Here is a 15,269-nt window from a genome sequence, read left to right on the forward strand (position 1 = left end):
GCGCAAGGGGGTTTTTCAACTTCTTTCGTGAAAGGCGTTTTTTAATTGTTTGCTCCGAGTTTTCCCTTAGGTTTCAACTATGAGACATATCCTAAATCGCATTCATGCACCTCTCGCTGCCCTGCTGTTGTTGACGATGACAGTTCTTTTGCTCCCTGCATCCGCACAATCGGCTGAACGAGGAAAGATTGAGGCTTTTTTGCAGGTAACAGGCTTTGATGTTGCGCTAGACAGCATCGCCTTTTCGGCAGGAAATGCGCCCAGCATGCTTGGGCTCTCTGCCGGTAGCTTTGGTGCGGAGTGGACGCGGCTATCAGAACGGGTCTTTGACAGGCAAAAGATGCGCGTTTTGGCTCTCGATATTCTGACCGAGACACTACAGGACGACGCTCTGAACCATGCTGCTGATTTCTATGCAACCGATCTGGGCCAGCGACTGGTGCAGGCGGAAAACGCTGCCCACCTGGTTGAAGAGGGCGCGGTCAAGCAGCAGGCTGGTCAACGCATCATTTCTGATCTCGTGCGGGCCGGAAGCGATCGCGTCGCCCTCTATCGCCGAATGGGGCAGGCGATTGATTCAGCAGGGGCAGGGCTGCGCTCGGTTCAACAAATCCAGTTCCGGTTTCTAATGGCTGCCAGTGCCGCCGGCATTGTTGAATTGCAGCTGGATGCAGACGGATTGCAGGCCTTTCTGCGCGAACAGGAAACCGAAATGCGTATGGCGCTTCAGGCTGCAAATCTTGCGACCTCGGCCTATACCTACCAGGGGTTCAGCGATGCCGAGATCCAGTCCTATGTTGAGGCGCTGGAGGCCCCTTTGATGAAGCAGGTCTATGAATTGCTAAACGCAGTTCAACACGAAATCACGGCCAACCGGTTTGAAGCACTAGCCTACAGGATGAAAGATCTTGGCCGCGGTGAAGATCTATAGGGGGAAGCCCCATAAGAAGGTCTGTTGGTTGGGCATCGGATGCGTTCAAGGAGCCTGTTTGTAGACTACCTGCAGTCGGCATCCATGGCTTTCTGAAACCTTCGGAGCTCTGGATTAGAACGCCTACCGAGATTAGAACGCCTATCGAAGTGAGTTCCTGAGCATTCAGGCTTGACAGGTTTTGGGTTTCAGGCCAAAAGCCCCCATCCCGGCCCGGATTCTCTGTGCCGGGTTCAATTTGTAATACGTCCCGGCAGGGACGCGCTGTTCGAGGTGCCAATAGGCCAAAACGCTCTGCTACGGTTTCATAACCGGTCAACGTAGAGGACCAAAGGACGCGGTTGATAAAGGAAATACGCATATGTTTGCGGTCCTCAAGACTGGCGGCAAGCAGTACAAAGTTCAGGCGGGTGATATCCTCCGCGTTGAAAAATTGGCTGCTGATGCTGGCGAAACAATCCAGTTCGACGAAATCCTGATGCTTGGTGGCGACGCCCCAGTTGTTGGTGCTCCTTTGGTTGATGGCGCTGCCGTAAAGGCAGAAGTGGTCGACCAGATCAAAGGCGAAAAGCTTATTCACTTTGTGAAGCGTCGCCGGAAGCACTCTTCCAAGCGTACCAAAGGTCACCGTCAGAAACTGACCCTGATCAAGATCACTGAGATCCTGGCCTCCGGTGCTACCAAAGCTGCTGCAAAAGCGGCTCCTGCTGCTGCTGGTTCCGATGATCTGACTAAGATCACTGGCGTTGGTCCTGCTGCTGCCAAGAAATTGGAAGAAGCTGGCTTCACCAGCTTTGCTCAGATCGCAGCCTTGTCGGCAGACGACATTGCTGGTATTGACGCGGTCAAAGTGAAACCCGAATGGGTTGAGCAGGCCAAAGATCTGGCTAAAGGCTAAGGAGAGACAGAATGGCACATAAAAAAGCTGGTGGTTCCTCCCGTAACGGCCGCGACTCAGCGGGTCGCCGCCTCGGTGTGAAACTCTATGGTGGTCAAGCGGCCATCTCTGGCAACATCATCATTCGTCAGCGCGGGACCAAATTTTGGCCGGGCGAGGGCGTTGGCCTTGGCAAAGATCACACGATCTTTGCTGTGACTGACGGTGCTGTCAAATTCCACAAAGGTCTGAAAGGCCGCACCTTTGTATCGGTTCTCCCAGTGGCGGAGGCCGCTGAGTAAACCGAACCCAAAAGGTTATGAACAATGAGGGGATCGGCGATACAGCCGGTCCCTTTTTCTTTTTTCCGAAGGTCTCTGGTCCGGCCAGAGTTTTTCAAGGTTTTACTGATAGGACACGGGCTTCGCCTTTGGCGGGGTTACGAGTTGTCTGATGTTTGAAACGTGATCGTTCGTGGATCGCGTGATCTTTAAACGCAGTCAGTTCGTGCATTTATGGTGACGCAAGTATTGTGTTCGATCGCGTTCAAAAGGAGCAGAGGAATGAGTTTGGATCATGTGAACAGTCAGCCGGTTATCGAAACCAGCCGATTTGTGCTGCGTCCCCTGCGCGCATCCGACGAGGGCCTCATTACCCATTATGCCAGCGATGAACGTGTCGCGCGTATGACGAGCTCCATTCCGCACCCCATTCCCCCTGGCGCCATTGCAGCCTATGTAGCGCGGGCAATGTCTGCAGAGCATGACGAAGATGTTTGGGCGATCGACGGAACCCCGGATGGTGGCGAAGAGCTGAAAGGTATTATCAGCCTGAAGCGCATGGATCGCGATCAGTCAGAAGTGAGTTTTTGGATCGCGCCGATTTTTTGGAACACCGGCCTTGCATCTGAAGCATTGGAGGCGCTGGTGAGCGCAAATCCATTGCAAAATGCCACGATGTTTGCCGCAGTCTTTCAGGACAATCCGGCCTCAGCCCGGGTGCTGATCCATTGCGGGTTTGAATATTTGGGTGACGCCGAGACATTTGCAGTCTCGCGCGATGCAAATGTCCCTACATGGACCTACAGCCGAAAACTGTGATTGGCGCGCCGCGCGCTTTCAGGTAAGGCAGTCCGCAGAACGCAACAGCGGGGTCAGATCTGCCCCGTTGATCTCTCTTTCGTATATCCGCGACCGGTCCTCCAATAGGGCCGCAGCGCAGTCAGGAGCCACCATGAAATTCCTCGATCTTGCAAAGGTCTACATCCGCTCTGGTGGCGGCGGCAACGGCTGCGTGAGCTTTCGTCGCGAGAAATACATCGAATACGGTGGCCCGGATGGCGGCGACGGCGGCAAGGGCGGATCAGTCTGGGCCGAAGCGGTTGATGGGCTCAATACTCTGATCGATTTTCGCTATCAGCAGCATTTCTTTGCCAACAACGGTCAGTCCGGCATGGGGCGTCAGCGTACCGGCAAGGACGGCGAAGAGATTATCCTGCGGGTGCCGGTGGGCACCGAAATTCTTGATGAAGACCAGGAAACAGTTTTGGCTGATATGACCGAGATCGGTCAGCGTGTGCTTCTTGCTAAGGGCGGCAATGGCGGTTTTGGCAACCTGCACTTCAAATCCTCCACCAACCAGGCACCGCGTCGGGCGAACCCCGGTCAAGAAGGGATCGACCGTACGATCTGGCTGCGTCTTAAACTGATTGCGGATTCCGGCCTGTTAGGCTTGCCAAACGCTGGCAAGTCAACCTTCCTGGCCGCCAGCTCGAATGCGCGGCCCAAAATCGCAGACTATCCCTTTACCACCCTACATCCCAACTTGGGCGTGGTAGGCATTGATAACGTTGAATTTGTCATGGCCGATATTCCGGGCCTGATTGCTGGCGCTCATGAAGGCAAGGGCATTGGTGACCGGTTTCTGGGCCATGTGGAGCGCTGTTCGGTTCTGTTGCATCTGGTCGATGGTACCTCAGAGGATGTGGCCGGTGATTATCGCACCATCATTGATGAACTCGAAGCATACGGCGGCGAGCTGGCCAACAAACCGCGTATCACAGCCCTGAACAAAATCGATGCTCTGGACGAGGAAGAACGGGCCGAAGCCCGCGTAGCTCTCGAAGCGGAAGTGGGCAGCAAGGTGTTGATGATGTCTGGTGTCAGCCGCGAAGGCCTGAACGAGGTGCTGCGGGCGGTCCGCGCCGAGATCGATGAGGATCGCATTCGCCAAAAAACCGTTGAAGAGGAAGCCCCTTGGCGACCCTGACCGAGGCAAAGCGCATAGTCGTCAAGATTGGCTCGGCGCTGTTGGTTGATCGCAGCTCCGGAAAGCTTCGGGCGGGCTGGCTGCATTCCTTGGCCAATGATGTTGCCTGGCTCAAAGGGCAGGGCAAGGATGTGATCTTGGTGTCGTCCGGCTCTATTGCGCTCGGGCGCGAAGTGCTTGGTTTGCCACGCAGCGATCTGCCGCTGGAACAATCCCAGGCCGCAGCCGCTGTTGGCCAGATCCGCTTGGCTCGCGCCTATGAAGAGGCCCTGGCACCGCATGCGATCACCACAGCTCAGGTCCTGGTCACGCTGGAAGACAGCGCCGACCGGCGGCGCTATCTAAATTCACGCGCCACACTGGAAACTCTGATCGGCTTTGGGGCTGTGCCCATCGTCAATGAAAACGACACCATTGCAACGGATGAGATCCGCTATGGAGACAACGACCGCCTTGCCGCGCAGGTGGCGGTGACCGTCGGGGCGGATGCGCTGGTGCTGCTGTCTGATGTTGATGGGTTTTACAGCGCAAACCCCGCCTTGGATGAGACTGCCCAACGCTACGAGCGGATCACTGAAATCACCCCAGAGATCGAAGCCATGGCTGGCGACGGGGTGTCGGGGCTATCCAAAGGCGGCATGATCACCAAGATCCTCGCTGCCAAGATGGCGACCGCGGCCGGCTGTGCCATGGCGATTACTGAAGGATCGCCTCTGAACCCCTTGAAAACGCTTCATGATGGGGCTGCCTGCACCTGGTTCACCGCACAGGATGATCCTCAGTTGGCCCGCAAGCGTTGGATCGCAGCGATGAAAACCCGTGGCGAAATCACAGTCGACGAAGGTGCCGCACGTGCGCTCCAAAACGGAAACAGCCTGTTGCCCGCTGGGGTGCGTCATGTGGAGGGCGATTTTGGCCGGGGCGATCCCCTGGCCATTCTTAGCCCGGAGGGGCGCAAACTTGGGCAGGGCCTGTCTCGCTATACCGGCGACGAGGCTCGTGCTATCCAAGGGCGCCAATCTGCCGAGATCGAAGCAACGCTGGGGTACCCAGGTCGTGCTGCTTTGATCCATCGAGACGATATGGCGCTCTGACCTCAAGATTTTTGACAGGATACTTGTGACTGGAACCTTTGCACCCCAACAGGCTATTGTCTGGCAAAGGGATCGGTTCCAGCCGAGATCAGCAAAGGCGACTACCCCATGAAAGACATCGAAAACATCCCCGCATTGATGGCCGACATCGGCATTCGTGCAAAAACGGCGGCCCAAACACTGGCCACAGCCAGTGCTGAACGCAAACATGCAGCCCTGATTGGCGCCGCAGAGTCTGTTTGGTCTCGCCGGGCAGAGATTATCGAAGCCAACGCCAAGGATCTGGAATTTGGCCGCAGCAAGGGCCTTTCACCGGCAATGATGGATCGCCTCATGCTGGACGAATCCCGCATCCAGGGCATCGTTGACGGGCTGCGCGCGGTGGCAGAGCAGGCGGACCCAGTGGGTGAAGTTCTGGCCGAATGGGACCAGCCTTCTGGGTTGAAAATCCAACGCGTACGCACGCCGCTGGGCGTTATTGGGGTGATCTACGAAAGCCGCCCGAATGTGACAGCCGATGCCGGGGCACTTTGCCTGAAATCCGGCAATGCGGTGATCCTGCGCGGCGGATCCGAAAGTTTTAATTCCGCCCGGGCCATTCATGCCTGTCTGGCGCAGGGGCTGCGTGATGCGGGTCTTCCTGAAGACGCCGTGCAGCTGGTTCCGACACGGGATCGGGCTGCAGTGCAAGAGCTGTTGACCATGACGAACTATGTCGACGTTATTGTCCCTCGTGGCGGCAAGGGGTTGGTTGGGCTGGTACAGCGCGAAGCACGGGTTCCGGTTTTTGCCCATCTCGAAGGCATCGTGCATATCTACCTCGACAAATCAGCGGATCCGAAAAAGGCGCTCGAAGTTGTTCTGAACGCCAAAACCCGCCGCACGGGTATTTGTGGTGCTGCCGAATGCCTGTTGATCCATAAAGATATTGTCGAGACAATCGGCCAGGATGTCCTAGCAGCATTAGCTGCAGCCGGTGTTGAAATCCACGCCGCCGAAGGGCTGATGGGCCCCGAGGGTATGGAGCTGGCAACCGAGGAAGACTGGGGCAAAGAATATCTTGATGCCATTATTGCTGCAAAACCTGTCGCAGATATCGACGAGGCAATTGCACATATCCGCAAATACCATTCGCAGCATACTGATTGCATCATCACCGAAGATGAGGCAGCTGTTGCTCAGTTTTTCTCAGAACTGGATAGCGCCATTTTGATGCACAATGCCTCAACCCAGTTTGCAGACGGTGGCGAATTTGGCATGGGGGCCGAGATCGGCATCGCAACCGGAAAGATGCATGCGCGCGGCCCAGTTGGCGCGGCGCAATTGACCAGCTTCAAGTATCTGGTGCGCGGCGACGGGGCGGTGCGTAGCTGATTACTGTTGCATGCCTGCTGGAAGAAAAAAACCTCGCCAGATTTTGGCGAGGGTTTATGTTTACAATACCTTATGGCGAAAACTAAAACTGGATTGTGATCTTTTCTAGGGTCTGGTCGTAGTAGATTTTGCGGTCGGCCTCTTGGGCGGCGGTCGGCAGCATGGCAAATTGCACCAAAGCCGGCGTAACTGTCGCCGAAGTATCGCTGCCATCAAGATGGCCCCAAAGGGCCTCATCGACATTCAGTTTGCGACCTTCGCCGGTGATCGTCCATTTACCATCCGCCTGCAAGACGTTGATCATTCCGCCATAGGGCAAAGCACTTTCCAGGCACAGAGCCGCCAAGAAGGTCATCCGAACATCACTGCGGCTGCTGCCATCAAGCGGCGCCCATTGATATTTCAGACGACCGGCTTTGCTGATATCGTCAAGCACCGACAGGATCTCGGCGCGACCCATCTGCTGCTCGCCGGCAGCACCGAAGGCCACGCGGAAAAACCGGATGCGGGCATTGGCGTTCAGCACGCTGTCAGAAATCAACTCCAACTCTGGGCCATCCATCGCGCCGGACATACCCAGCAGCTCAAGCCCGTTGTTGATGGCGCCAACCGGGCTGATCAAATCGTGGCAGATCCTGGACCCTATCAAAGCGGCCAAATTGGCGGTATCTACAGCCATGTCTTTCCTCCGAATTGGGCCTCTCTCATGATCGACCTCAATGCTATTCTTACCCCCGGGATGCTGGTGAAACATCCCGATCACCCGGAATGGGGACCAGGTCAGGTCCAATCCAATGCAGGGGGCAAAATTACTGTCAATTTTCGTGACCAGGGAAAACTGGTCTTTGCCGGGGCTATGGTCCCCTTGATTCTAGTGAATGAGCCATAGCGGTTTATGAATGGTTAAGAAAGACCGTAGAGTTTTATGAAAATCTTGCGCGTGCCCTGCGGTCCGGTTTATCTGCTGGCGCGAAACAACCTCGGAAGCCCGGCTTTATGCCAGAAAATGAAATGACGTTCTCTGTCTCATTGGCGCGGACAGATGCAGATATCCAGGCCGCGCAGGCGCTGCGCTATCAGGTGTTCGTCGAAGAAATGGGCGCAAGTGGACAGCAGGTCGACCATGCGGCGAAGCTGGAGCGCGATTATTTCGACGCGTTCTGTGATCATCTTCTGATCACGGAAACCCGCAGCAATCAGGTTATTGGCACTTATCGGCTGATGCGCCGGAAGCAGGCTGAGGCGGCCGGGCGGTTTTATTCGGAAACCGAATACGATCTTGACACATTAAAGTCATCGGGCCGCAGCCTGCTTGAGGTTGGACGGTCCTGTTTGCATCCACAATTTCGAGGCGGATCTGCTCTGTTTCATTTGTGGAGTGGCCTGGCTGACTATGTCGCCACACATCGCATCGACGTTCTGTTTGGGGTCGCGAGCTTTCCCGGAACCGATCTGGATCAACTGGCCGAACCCCTGTCGATGCTTCACCACGGGTTTCTGGCACCAGAGTGGCTTCGCTGTCGGTCAGAAGTGTTTCAATCCATGGCGCTGCTGCCAAAGGAAGATGTGGATCGCAAACGCGCGATGCTGCAGATTCCTGCGTTAATCAAAGCCTATCTTCGACTTGGCGGGGTGATCGGCGAGGGTGCCTATGTTGACCACAGCTTTAACACCACGGATGTCTGCATGATCCTGGACACCTGCGCCATGACGGACCGACAGAAGCGGATGTTCGCAGGCCCGCAGGTGGAAGGTTAAACCATGCCGGAAACCTGGAACGAAGGAGAGGCTCCGGAGCCGATCCGCATCACCGCAATTGGCTGGGGCTTTGTTGTCTGCCGGGCTTTGGTGCTCGGGGGATTGGTTTTTGGCGGATTGATCGTCCTTTTACTGCTGCGCCTGATCGAACGCCCGATTTGCGGACTGAACCGCCCGGTCACGCCCTTTATCACTCAGTTTGTCTGTCGCAATGCCTTTCGGGTGCTGGGCATGGAGTTTTCAACCCAAGGTGAACTGATGCGCCATCGGGGGGCCGTTGTGGCCAATCACACCTCCTGGCTGGATATTTTTGCGCTGAACGCCCGCAAGCGGATATATTTTGTTTCCAAGGCTGAGGTCGCAGGCTGGCCCGGCATCGGCTGGCTTGCCCGTGCGACTGGTACCGTTTTTATCGAACGCAACCGAAAGCGTGCGAAAGAACAGACCGAACTGTTTGAATCCCGCCTGCAGGCCGGACACAAGCTGCTGTTTTTCCCGGAAGGCACATCCACCGATGGTTTGCGCGTTTTGCCATTTAAAACAACGCTTTTTGCGGCCTTCTTTGGCGACCACTTACGTCAGATAAGCTATATCCAGCCTGTATCCGTGGTGTTTATTGCCCCAAAGGGCCAAGAGGCACGGTTCTACGGCTGGTGGGGCGATATGGACTTTGCGCCGCATCTGTTGAAAACGCTGGCGGCCCCCCGTCAGGGCCGCGTCGAGTTGATCTATCACAGCCCGCTAAAAGTCGCGGATTTTGCCGATCGCAAGGCGCTGGCCGCTGCCTGTGAAGCCGAGGTCCGCAAGGGACATGAGACTTTGCGCAAATAGCACTTGCAGGCGGTGCCAAGCTGTCCTATACGCGCGCCATCAAACCCGCAGGTGGGGTTTGGCCTGATCAGGGGAGACATCCCTGACAGACCGCCGGTTGGAGCGTCTGCTCTGAACCCCCACCGAGGACTGAAACCGGAAAAAAGGAATACAAGCATGGCTCTTCCCGAGTTCTCCATGCGCCAGCTGCTGGAAGCAGGCGTACACTTTGGTCACCAGACACAGCGCTGGAACCCCCGCATGGCACCTTACATCTATGGTGCACGCAACGGCATCCACATCATGGATCTGACACAGACCGTTCCAATGCTGGACCAGTCGCTGCAGATCGTGCGTGACACTGTTGCCAAGGGCGGTCGTATCCTCTTCGTTGGTACCAAGCGTCAGGCCGCAGGCCCCATCGCCGAAGCCGCTGAGAAATCCGCTCAGTACTTCATGAACCACCGTTGGTTGGGTGGCACATTGACCAACTGGAAAACCGTTTCCCAGTCGATCAAACGCCTGAACGAAATCAACGAGAAGCTCGAAGGTGGTGCCGAAGGCCTCACCAAGAAAGAGCGTCTGGGCATGGAACGTGACCAGCAGAAGCTGCAGGCTTCGCTTGGTGGTATCTCCGAGATGGGCGGCGTTCCTGACCTGCTGTTCGTCATCGACGTGAAAAAAGAAGCACTGGCCATCGCCGAAGCCAAAAAGCTGGGTATCCCGGTTGTGGCTGTTGTCGACACCAACTGCTCGCCTGACGGTGTTGATTTCATCATCCCCGGCAACGACGATGCATCGCGCGCTATCTCGCTCTATTGCGATCTGGTTGCACGCGCGGCCCTGGACGGCATGACCGCTCAGCTGGGTGCTGCTGGTGTTGACCTCGGCGCGCTGGAAGATGCGCCCGAAGAAGAGGCCGTCGCTGAAGAAGCTTCCGCCTAATCTGCCTGTCACAGGTTTGACATACGGGGCAGGGTATCACCTGCCCCAATTACGTTTAGATTTGAGGAGAGCCACAGATGGCAATCACAGCTGCACTCGTTAAAGAACTGCGCGACTCCACCGGCGCTGGCATGATGGACGCGAAAAAAGCCCTGACCGAAACCAATGGTGACATGGAAGCCGCCGTTGACTGGCTGCGCACCAAAGGTCTGGCCAAAGCCGCGAAAAAATCCGGTCGTACCGCCGCCGAAGGTCTGGTCGCCGTTGTCGTCGATGGCGGCAAAGGTGTTGCGGTCGAAGTGAACTCGGAAACCGACTTTGTTGGTAAGAACGCCGAATTCCAAGAAATGGTTGGCGGAATCGCCAAGGTTGCTTTGGGTGTTGCAGATGTTGAGGCGCTGAAAGCGGCCGACATGGGCGGCAAAACCGTCGAAGCCGTGATCACCGCCAAAATCGCCACCATTGGCGAAAACATGTCGGTGCGCCGTATGGCTGCTCTCGAAGGCGAGACTGTCATCTCCTACGTTCACAATGCGGCAACTGCCGGTATGGGCAAAATCGGTGTTCTGGTTGCCTTGACCGGTGGCAATGAAGCATTCGGCAAACAGGTTGCAATGCACATTGCTGCTGTGAACCCTGCCGCTCTCTCCGAAGCTGACATGGATGCTTCGGTTGTTGAGAAGGAAAAGCAGGTTCAGATGGATATCGCACGCGAGTCCGGAAAGCCCGAAGCCGTGATCGAAAAAATGATCGTTGGTCGGATGAAGAAATTCGTTGCTGAATCAACCCTTCTGAACCAGCAGTTCGTGGTGAACCCCGACCTGACCGTTGAAGCGGCCGCCAAAGAAGCTGGCGCCACCATCACCGGGTTTGTGCGTCTGGAAGTTGGCGAAGGCATCGAAGTCGAAAAAGAAGACTTTGCCGCCGAGGTTGCCAAGGCCGCTCAGGGCTAAGGCTCTAGAAGTTAAGAAATTAAAGGGGCTGATGGGAAACCGTCGGCCCTTTTTCTATTTCACCTGCTGAAATCGGGTAGCGAAACCAAACGTGTTTTTTGGACAAAAGGGAGGACGTGGAGCCTTGGAAAGTTTGAAGATCCATATGCCAATGCGGTCATATCTGACCTGATCTAAGGCCAACTCCTTTGACGTTGAAAAGGCAGGACGTGATTTCTCACACTGCCTAGCTCGGGTGTGGGGGCAAAAGAGAAAAGCGGAGGGGCTCCAAAAGATGGGGATGGATGGAGCCCCTCATTCTCACGGCACCGACGCGGAAAAATACACGTCGGAAACCGTACAGGTCCGAGAGCCTTGATATTGCAAGGGTCGTTTCCCAAAGTTCCTAGGCTAAAGCCACCACTCACGGAACATGATTAGTGTGCCTCACTTCAGTGAAAAAGTGTAGTAGTGTTTTCCATACCCGATTGACGCTAGCTTCCGATGGGTAAACTCCCTCCAGGTTACGGGGAACACTGAGTTTTTTCTTCGAATGAAATTAAGGCATCGTGAAAATTATCAAGATTCAACCACGTACATCTGGTTTTGCAGCGCCGCTTTTAAAACCGCCTGAGCCGTCGTTTCCACCGATAACGAATCTCTGGCGAGCCGCAAATGTTTTTCGACTGTCGCCGCCGTCAGCCCCATTAGCAGCGCAATATCCTGGGTGGTTTTACCATCCCCAACCCATTGCAACGCCTCTCTCTGCCGATTTGTCAGGCTTCGATTCGGAGGCGTATAGGGCAGTGTCAGAATTTTGAGGTGAACGACGTTATTCATCAAAATGATGTCTTCGCCGTGCTCTAGCCACAGGGCATCAACGTCTTTCTGATCTCTTCCAGACGGTGCCCCAAGCGAGATAGCGCCCTTGTAGCGTTTTGAAGCTGAAAAGAAACTCACGGTGTATCCGGCTGTCATTCCGATCTCTTGGTTGAACGCAATAACCTGCCGCGCTTCTGGAGTAAGGCTCCCGCCAGCGCTCATCTCCTGGATTTTCTGCCAACTTCCTGCGCCTTCGTGCTCAAGCGCCCATCGCAACATGGGCGCATGAAAATAGAGCCCCCGGTTCAAAAAGCCGTCCACGTATTCCTGATTGTGGTTGGTCAAAATGACAAAATCATCCGGATCGCCAAGCGAGGTTTCCGTCTTGAACCGCGTGTAGCCGTACATCAGCCGGTCAAAACCATAGTCGGCCATGCGCTGAACATGCGTATGCCACAACTCTTCAAGGCTTTTCGCGCCAGACACAAAGTGGAGATAGTCAAGTATGCTCATGCGCCGGGGCCTCTGGTCGGTAATAGCCTACGGGCGAGAGCATCCAATGCCATCAGATACCCGAAACTGCCAAAGCCACAGATCTGACCGATAACCGCTTTTGAAATATAGGACTTTTGGCGAAATTCTTCCCGAGCATGGATATTGGAAAGATGTACTTCAACGGCAGGCAGTTCTACCGAAAATATGGCATCCATAAGAGCGATAGAGCTATGCGTGTAAGCACCTGCGTTCAGGACGAGGCCTGAATGGGTGTCGCGGGCATCATGGATTGCGTCCAGCAAAATACCTTCGTGATTGGATTGCAGGCATTCCACTGTCAGACCCAGTTTGACAGCGTGATCTTTGCAGGATTGCTCGACCATCTCTAGCGTTTCACGACCGTAGACTTCTGGCTGGCGCGTGCCCAACAAATTCAAGTTTGGACCATTCAAGATCAAAATGCTCGGCATCTCCACTCCCCATCGTTAAAACCCTAGGGTGAAACTATGATAGTTTTACTGCAGAAGCGAAGCCAAGAAACCCGCTTTTGTTTCCGGCATGTTGCTATTTTCGCACGCAAAAGTGGGCGGATGCTCCAATGATTTCGAACACCCGCCGCACAGTATCAGGCGTTGGTCAGAACAACTTCCCCCAAAACCCGCCGGTCCTGCATCATTTCCAAAGCCGTGGCAGCCTCGGTCATCGGAAAGGTGGCGCAGATTTGCGGCTTGATTTTGCCTGCTGCATAAAGTGCCTGCAATTCGGCCATGTTTTGTGCGTGGCCTTTGGGGTCGCGAAACACCGAAGCCCCCCAAAAGACGCCACGAATATCACAGCCCTTCAGAAGGGGGAGGTTGAGCGGAATTTCTGGAATGCCGGCGGGGAAGCCTACCACCAGATAACGCCCCTTCCAGGCCATCGCACGCAGGGCCGGTTCTGCATAGTCTCCCCCGACCGCGTCATAGGTGACATCGACACCATCTTTACCGGATAGCGATTTGATATCTTTCGAAAATTGCTTTTGCGCATCCTTAGTCATCTCGCGCGGATAGATCAGTGTCTCATCCGCTCCAATAGCCTTGCAAAATGCGGCTTTTTCCTTCGAAGAAACTGCTGCGATGACCTGTGCGCCCATTGATTTTCCAAGCTCTATGGCGGCAGCCCCAACGCCCCCTGCAGCGCCCAGAATTAAAAGCGTCTCGCCAGGTTTCAAATCGGCACGGTCTTTCAACGCGTGATAAGAGGTGCCATAGGTGAAAACAAAGGCCGCAGCTTCTTCATAGGGCATGGCATCCGGAAACTTCACCGCCTGAGCAGCGGCAACGCAGATCTGGGTTGCAAAACCACCGTGTCCGGTGAGCGCTAGAACACGGTCGCCAAGGTCAAACCCAGTGACACCTTCACCGATCGCCACAACTTCCCCGGAGATTTCACCACCAGGTGCAAAGGGGCGTGGGGGTTTCATCTGGTAGAGGTCTCGAATGATCAATGTGTCGGGGAAATTGACCCCAGCGGCCTTGATCGCAACCAGGAGCTCGCCTTTACCGGCCACAAGATCCGGCTGTTCCGTCCATGTCAGCGTCTCCGGTCCACCCGGCGCTGTGCTTAGCATTGATTTCATTGTTCTTCCCTCTGGTCACCCGGTATGGGCGCCTGTTTCCTGAAATTACGTAAAGTCTTCTGCTCAGCTGCCTCGTTGTCAATGCAATAGCGAAATGTAATTCTACATTGTGAAACCGCTGGAACCTTAGGGAGGCATCAGGCGGAGGGTTACGGGGAGAGAATATGACCACTGTCACAGAACAGGCGACATCAGACAGCGTCGGATTTCGGACTGAAATCCGCGATTGGCTGGCAGCCAATTGTCCGGAAGAAATGCGAGACGGTACCAGCGGTGAAGACAGCATCTGCTGGGGAGGCAGCACTTGGGTCTTCACCAGTCCGGCCCAAAAAACTTGGCTCGACCGCTGTGCGGCGCGGGGGTTTACCGTGCCAACATGGCCAAAGGCCTATGGTGGTGCCGGTCTTAACCGCGATCAGGACAAGATCCTGAAGGAGGAGATGCAGCGTATCGGTGCCCGTTCACCGCTTGATAGTTTCGGCATCTGGATGCTTGGCCCCGCTTTGCTGAAATTCGGCACTGAAGAACAAAAACAGCAGTTCCTGCCACCTATTGCCCGCGGAGAGATACGCTGGTGCCAAGGTTATTCCGAACCGGGTGCGGGGTCGGATCTCGCCGGTGTTCAGACCTATGGCGCCGATCATGGTAATCACTGGGTGGTCAATGGGCAAAAGATCTGGACCTCATATGCGGATCGGGCCGATTGGATTTTTGCTCTGGTTCGCACCGATCGGGACGCGCGCAAACACCTTGGAATTTCTTTTGTTCTTATGGACATGCGCTGCGAAGGTATCTCAACTCGGCCAATCCAGTTGATTTCAGGAGCCTCGCCATTTTGTGAGACGTTTTTTGACAATGTTGAGGTCTCTAAAACCCAGGTGGTTGGCGACATCAACCGCGGCTGGGACGTCGCAAAATATCTGCTGACCCATGAACGCGAGATGATCAGCAACGGCGGCAATGTGCTGGGAAGTGGGCGCGCCCTAGGGGCCGTCATTGCGGATGCCGAAACCGGCCAGAGTGATCCGGTTTTGCGGGCTGATGCTATGCGCGCCGAAGTGGACAGTCTGGCGTTGGAGATGACCTTGGAACGCTACAAGGATCAGGCCGAGGGCGGGCAGGGTGTCGGTGACGCCTCCGCCATGTTGAAATACATGGGCACAGAGCTGAACAAACGCCGTCTTGAATTGGTGATGTCAGCTGAAGGCACCGCCGCATTGGACTGGCAGGACAGCCCGGCCTCGGATTGGCTCAGAACCAAGGCAAATTCCATCGAGGGCGGCACCTCTGAGGTGATGCTGTCGATCATCAGTCGCCGCATTTTGAACCTTCCGGGATAAGA

17 protein-coding genes are annotated in these 15,269 nt (G+C 55.4%); 13 read left to right on the plus strand and 4 right to left on the minus strand.

Annotated features, from left to right (window positions below):
• Nucleotides 1-265: 265 nt before the first annotated feature.
• From PH5382_RS12735 to PH5382_RS12765, 7 genes are all read left to right on the plus strand, one after another.
• Nucleotides 266-931, plus strand: coding sequence for a DUF2059 domain-containing protein (locus tag PH5382_RS12735; protein WP_306341247.1), 666 nt, complete (start codon nucleotides 266-268; stop codon nucleotides 929-931).
• Nucleotides 932-1,292: 361 nt separating this feature from the next.
• The gene (gene rplU / locus PH5382_RS12740) at nucleotides 1,293-1,829 is read left to right on the plus strand and encodes a 50S ribosomal protein L21 (RefSeq protein WP_058334775.1); all 537 of its coding nucleotides are present in this window, start codon (nucleotides 1,293-1,295) and stop codon (nucleotides 1,827-1,829) included.
• A gap of 11 nt (nucleotides 1,830-1,840) precedes the next feature.
• A complete protein-coding gene (rpmA, locus tag PH5382_RS12745) occupies nucleotides 1,841-2,110 on the plus strand; it encodes a 50S ribosomal protein L27 (protein WP_058334776.1) in 270 nt (89 codons plus the stop codon).
• 261 nt (nucleotides 2,111-2,371) lie between these two features.
• Nucleotides 2,372-2,908 carry a GNAT family N-acetyltransferase gene (locus PH5382_RS12750; protein WP_058334777.1) on the plus strand — a complete coding sequence of 179 codons (537 nt, stop codon included), beginning with the start codon at nucleotides 2,372-2,374 and terminating at the stop codon, nucleotides 2,906-2,908.
• A gap of 133 nt (nucleotides 2,909-3,041) precedes the next feature.
• On the plus strand, nucleotides 3,042-4,076 hold the full coding sequence (gene obgE, locus PH5382_RS12755; protein ID WP_058334778.1) for a GTPase ObgE: 1,035 nt from the start codon (nucleotides 3,042-3,044) through the stop codon (nucleotides 4,074-4,076).
• A complete protein-coding gene (gene proB, locus PH5382_RS12760; protein ID WP_058334779.1) occupies nucleotides 4,064-5,170 on the plus strand; it encodes a glutamate 5-kinase in 1,107 nt (368 codons plus the stop codon). Before obgE ends, proB begins: the two co-directional genes overlap by 13 nt.
• A 108-nt stretch (nucleotides 5,171-5,278) precedes the next feature.
• The gene (locus tag PH5382_RS12765; RefSeq protein WP_058334780.1) at nucleotides 5,279-6,544 is read left to right on the plus strand and encodes a glutamate-5-semialdehyde dehydrogenase; all 1,266 of its coding nucleotides are present in this window, start codon (nucleotides 5,279-5,281) and stop codon (nucleotides 6,542-6,544) included.
• A gap of 82 nt (nucleotides 6,545-6,626) precedes the next feature.
• Here PH5382_RS12765 and PH5382_RS12770 read toward each other — a convergent pair whose 3' ends face one another.
• Complete coding sequence (locus PH5382_RS12770) at nucleotides 6,627-7,223, minus strand: histidine phosphotransferase family protein (protein WP_058334781.1); 597 nt, start codon at nucleotides 7,221-7,223, stop codon at nucleotides 6,627-6,629.
• 27 nt (nucleotides 7,224-7,250) lie between these two features.
• Here PH5382_RS12770 and PH5382_RS12775 point away from each other — a divergent pair, with 27 nt between their 5' ends.
• From PH5382_RS12775 to tsf, 5 genes are all read left to right on the plus strand, one after another.
• The gene (locus PH5382_RS12775) at nucleotides 7,251-7,433 is read left to right on the plus strand and encodes a DUF3553 domain-containing protein (RefSeq protein ID WP_058334782.1); all 183 of its coding nucleotides are present in this window, start codon (nucleotides 7,251-7,253) and stop codon (nucleotides 7,431-7,433) included.
• 122 nt (nucleotides 7,434-7,555) lie between these two features.
• Nucleotides 7,556-8,302: an L-ornithine N(alpha)-acyltransferase gene (locus PH5382_RS12780; RefSeq protein ID WP_231751872.1), complete on the plus strand. Its 747-nt coding sequence runs from the start codon at nucleotides 7,556-7,558 to the stop codon at nucleotides 8,300-8,302.
• A 3-nt stretch (nucleotides 8,303-8,305) separates the two neighbouring features.
• Complete coding sequence (locus PH5382_RS12785; protein WP_058334784.1) at nucleotides 8,306-9,133, plus strand: lyso-ornithine lipid O-acyltransferase; 828 nt, start codon at nucleotides 8,306-8,308, stop codon at nucleotides 9,131-9,133.
• A 156-nt stretch (nucleotides 9,134-9,289) separates the two neighbouring features.
• The gene (gene rpsB, locus PH5382_RS12790) at nucleotides 9,290-10,057 is read left to right on the plus strand and encodes a 30S ribosomal protein S2 (RefSeq protein ID WP_058334785.1); all 768 of its coding nucleotides are present in this window, start codon (nucleotides 9,290-9,292) and stop codon (nucleotides 10,055-10,057) included.
• A 77-nt stretch (nucleotides 10,058-10,134) separates the two neighbouring features.
• On the plus strand, nucleotides 10,135-11,010 hold the full coding sequence (gene tsf, locus PH5382_RS12795; protein ID WP_058334786.1) for a translation elongation factor Ts: 876 nt from the start codon (nucleotides 10,135-10,137) through the stop codon (nucleotides 11,008-11,010).
• Between the two features lie 558 nt (nucleotides 11,011-11,568).
• On the opposite strand, the gene PH5382_RS12800 is transcribed toward tsf, so the two are convergent.
• From PH5382_RS12800 to PH5382_RS12810, 3 genes are all read right to left on the minus strand, one after another.
• Complete coding sequence (locus PH5382_RS12800; RefSeq protein WP_058334787.1) at nucleotides 11,569-12,324, minus strand: LuxR family transcriptional regulator; 756 nt, start codon at nucleotides 12,322-12,324, stop codon at nucleotides 11,569-11,571.
• Nucleotides 12,321-12,776, minus strand: a complete 456-nt coding sequence (gene aroQ, locus PH5382_RS12805) for a type II 3-dehydroquinate dehydratase (protein WP_058334788.1) — start codon at nucleotides 12,774-12,776, stop codon at nucleotides 12,321-12,323. The genes PH5382_RS12800 and aroQ overlap by 4 nt, the downstream gene beginning before the upstream one ends.
• Before the next feature lie 155 nt (nucleotides 12,777-12,931).
• Nucleotides 12,932-13,927: an NADPH:quinone oxidoreductase family protein gene (locus PH5382_RS12810; RefSeq protein WP_058334789.1), complete on the minus strand. Its 996-nt coding sequence runs from the start codon at nucleotides 13,925-13,927 to the stop codon at nucleotides 12,932-12,934.
• A 164-nt stretch (nucleotides 13,928-14,091) separates the two neighbouring features.
• On the opposite strand from PH5382_RS12810, the gene PH5382_RS12815 reads away from it, so the two are divergent.
• Complete coding sequence (locus tag PH5382_RS12815) at nucleotides 14,092-15,267, plus strand: acyl-CoA dehydrogenase family protein (RefSeq protein ID WP_058334790.1); 1,176 nt, start codon at nucleotides 14,092-14,094, stop codon at nucleotides 15,265-15,267.
• The last annotated feature ends 2 nt before the right edge of the window (nucleotides 15,268-15,269 follow it).

Source organism: Phaeobacter sp. CECT 5382 (genome assembly GCF_001457775.1).
Lineage (GTDB): Bacteria > Pseudomonadota > Alphaproteobacteria > Rhodobacterales > Rhodobacteraceae > Pseudophaeobacter.

Bases quoted from the DNA above. Each gene is read 5' to 3' on its own strand.
- tsf (WP_058334786.1), top strand. From the start codon at position 10,135: ATGGCAATCACAGCTGCACTCGTTAAAGAACTGCGCGACTCCACCGGC.
- rplU (WP_058334775.1), top strand. From the start codon at position 1,293: ATGTTTGCGGTCCTCAAGACTGGCGGCAAGCAGTACAAAGTTCAGGCG.
- PH5382_RS12785 (WP_058334784.1), top strand. From the start codon at position 8,306: ATGCCGGAAACCTGGAACGAAGGAGAGGCTCCGGAGCCGATCCGCATC.
- aroQ (WP_058334788.1), bottom strand. From the start codon at position 12,776: ATGCCGAGCATTTTGATCTTGAATGGTCCAAACTTGAATTTGTTGGGC.
- PH5382_RS12800 (WP_058334787.1), bottom strand. From the start codon at position 12,324: ATGAGCATACTTGACTATCTCCACTTTGTGTCTGGCGCGAAAAGCCTT.
- rpsB (WP_058334785.1), top strand. From the start codon at position 9,290: ATGGCTCTTCCCGAGTTCTCCATGCGCCAGCTGCTGGAAGCAGGCGTA.
- PH5382_RS12815 (WP_058334790.1), top strand. From the start codon at position 14,092: ATGACCACTGTCACAGAACAGGCGACATCAGACAGCGTCGGATTTCGG.
- PH5382_RS12810 (WP_058334789.1), bottom strand. From the start codon at position 13,927: ATGAAATCAATGCTAAGCACAGCGCCGGGTGGACCGGAGACGCTGACA.
- PH5382_RS12775 (WP_058334782.1), top strand. From the start codon at position 7,251: ATGATCGACCTCAATGCTATTCTTACCCCCGGGATGCTGGTGAAACAT.
- obgE (WP_058334778.1), top strand. From the start codon at position 3,042: ATGAAATTCCTCGATCTTGCAAAGGTCTACATCCGCTCTGGTGGCGGC.
- PH5382_RS12780 (WP_231751872.1), top strand. From the start codon at position 7,556: ATGACGTTCTCTGTCTCATTGGCGCGGACAGATGCAGATATCCAGGCC.
- PH5382_RS12765 (WP_058334780.1), top strand. From the start codon at position 5,279: ATGAAAGACATCGAAAACATCCCCGCATTGATGGCCGACATCGGCATT.
- PH5382_RS12735 (WP_306341247.1), top strand. From the start codon at position 266: ATGCTTGGGCTCTCTGCCGGTAGCTTTGGTGCGGAGTGGACGCGGCTA.
- PH5382_RS12770 (WP_058334781.1), bottom strand. From the start codon at position 7,223: ATGGCTGTAGATACCGCCAATTTGGCCGCTTTGATAGGGTCCAGGATC.
- rpmA (WP_058334776.1), top strand. From the start codon at position 1,841: ATGGCACATAAAAAAGCTGGTGGTTCCTCCCGTAACGGCCGCGACTCA.
- PH5382_RS12750 (WP_058334777.1), top strand. From the start codon at position 2,372: ATGAGTTTGGATCATGTGAACAGTCAGCCGGTTATCGAAACCAGCCGA.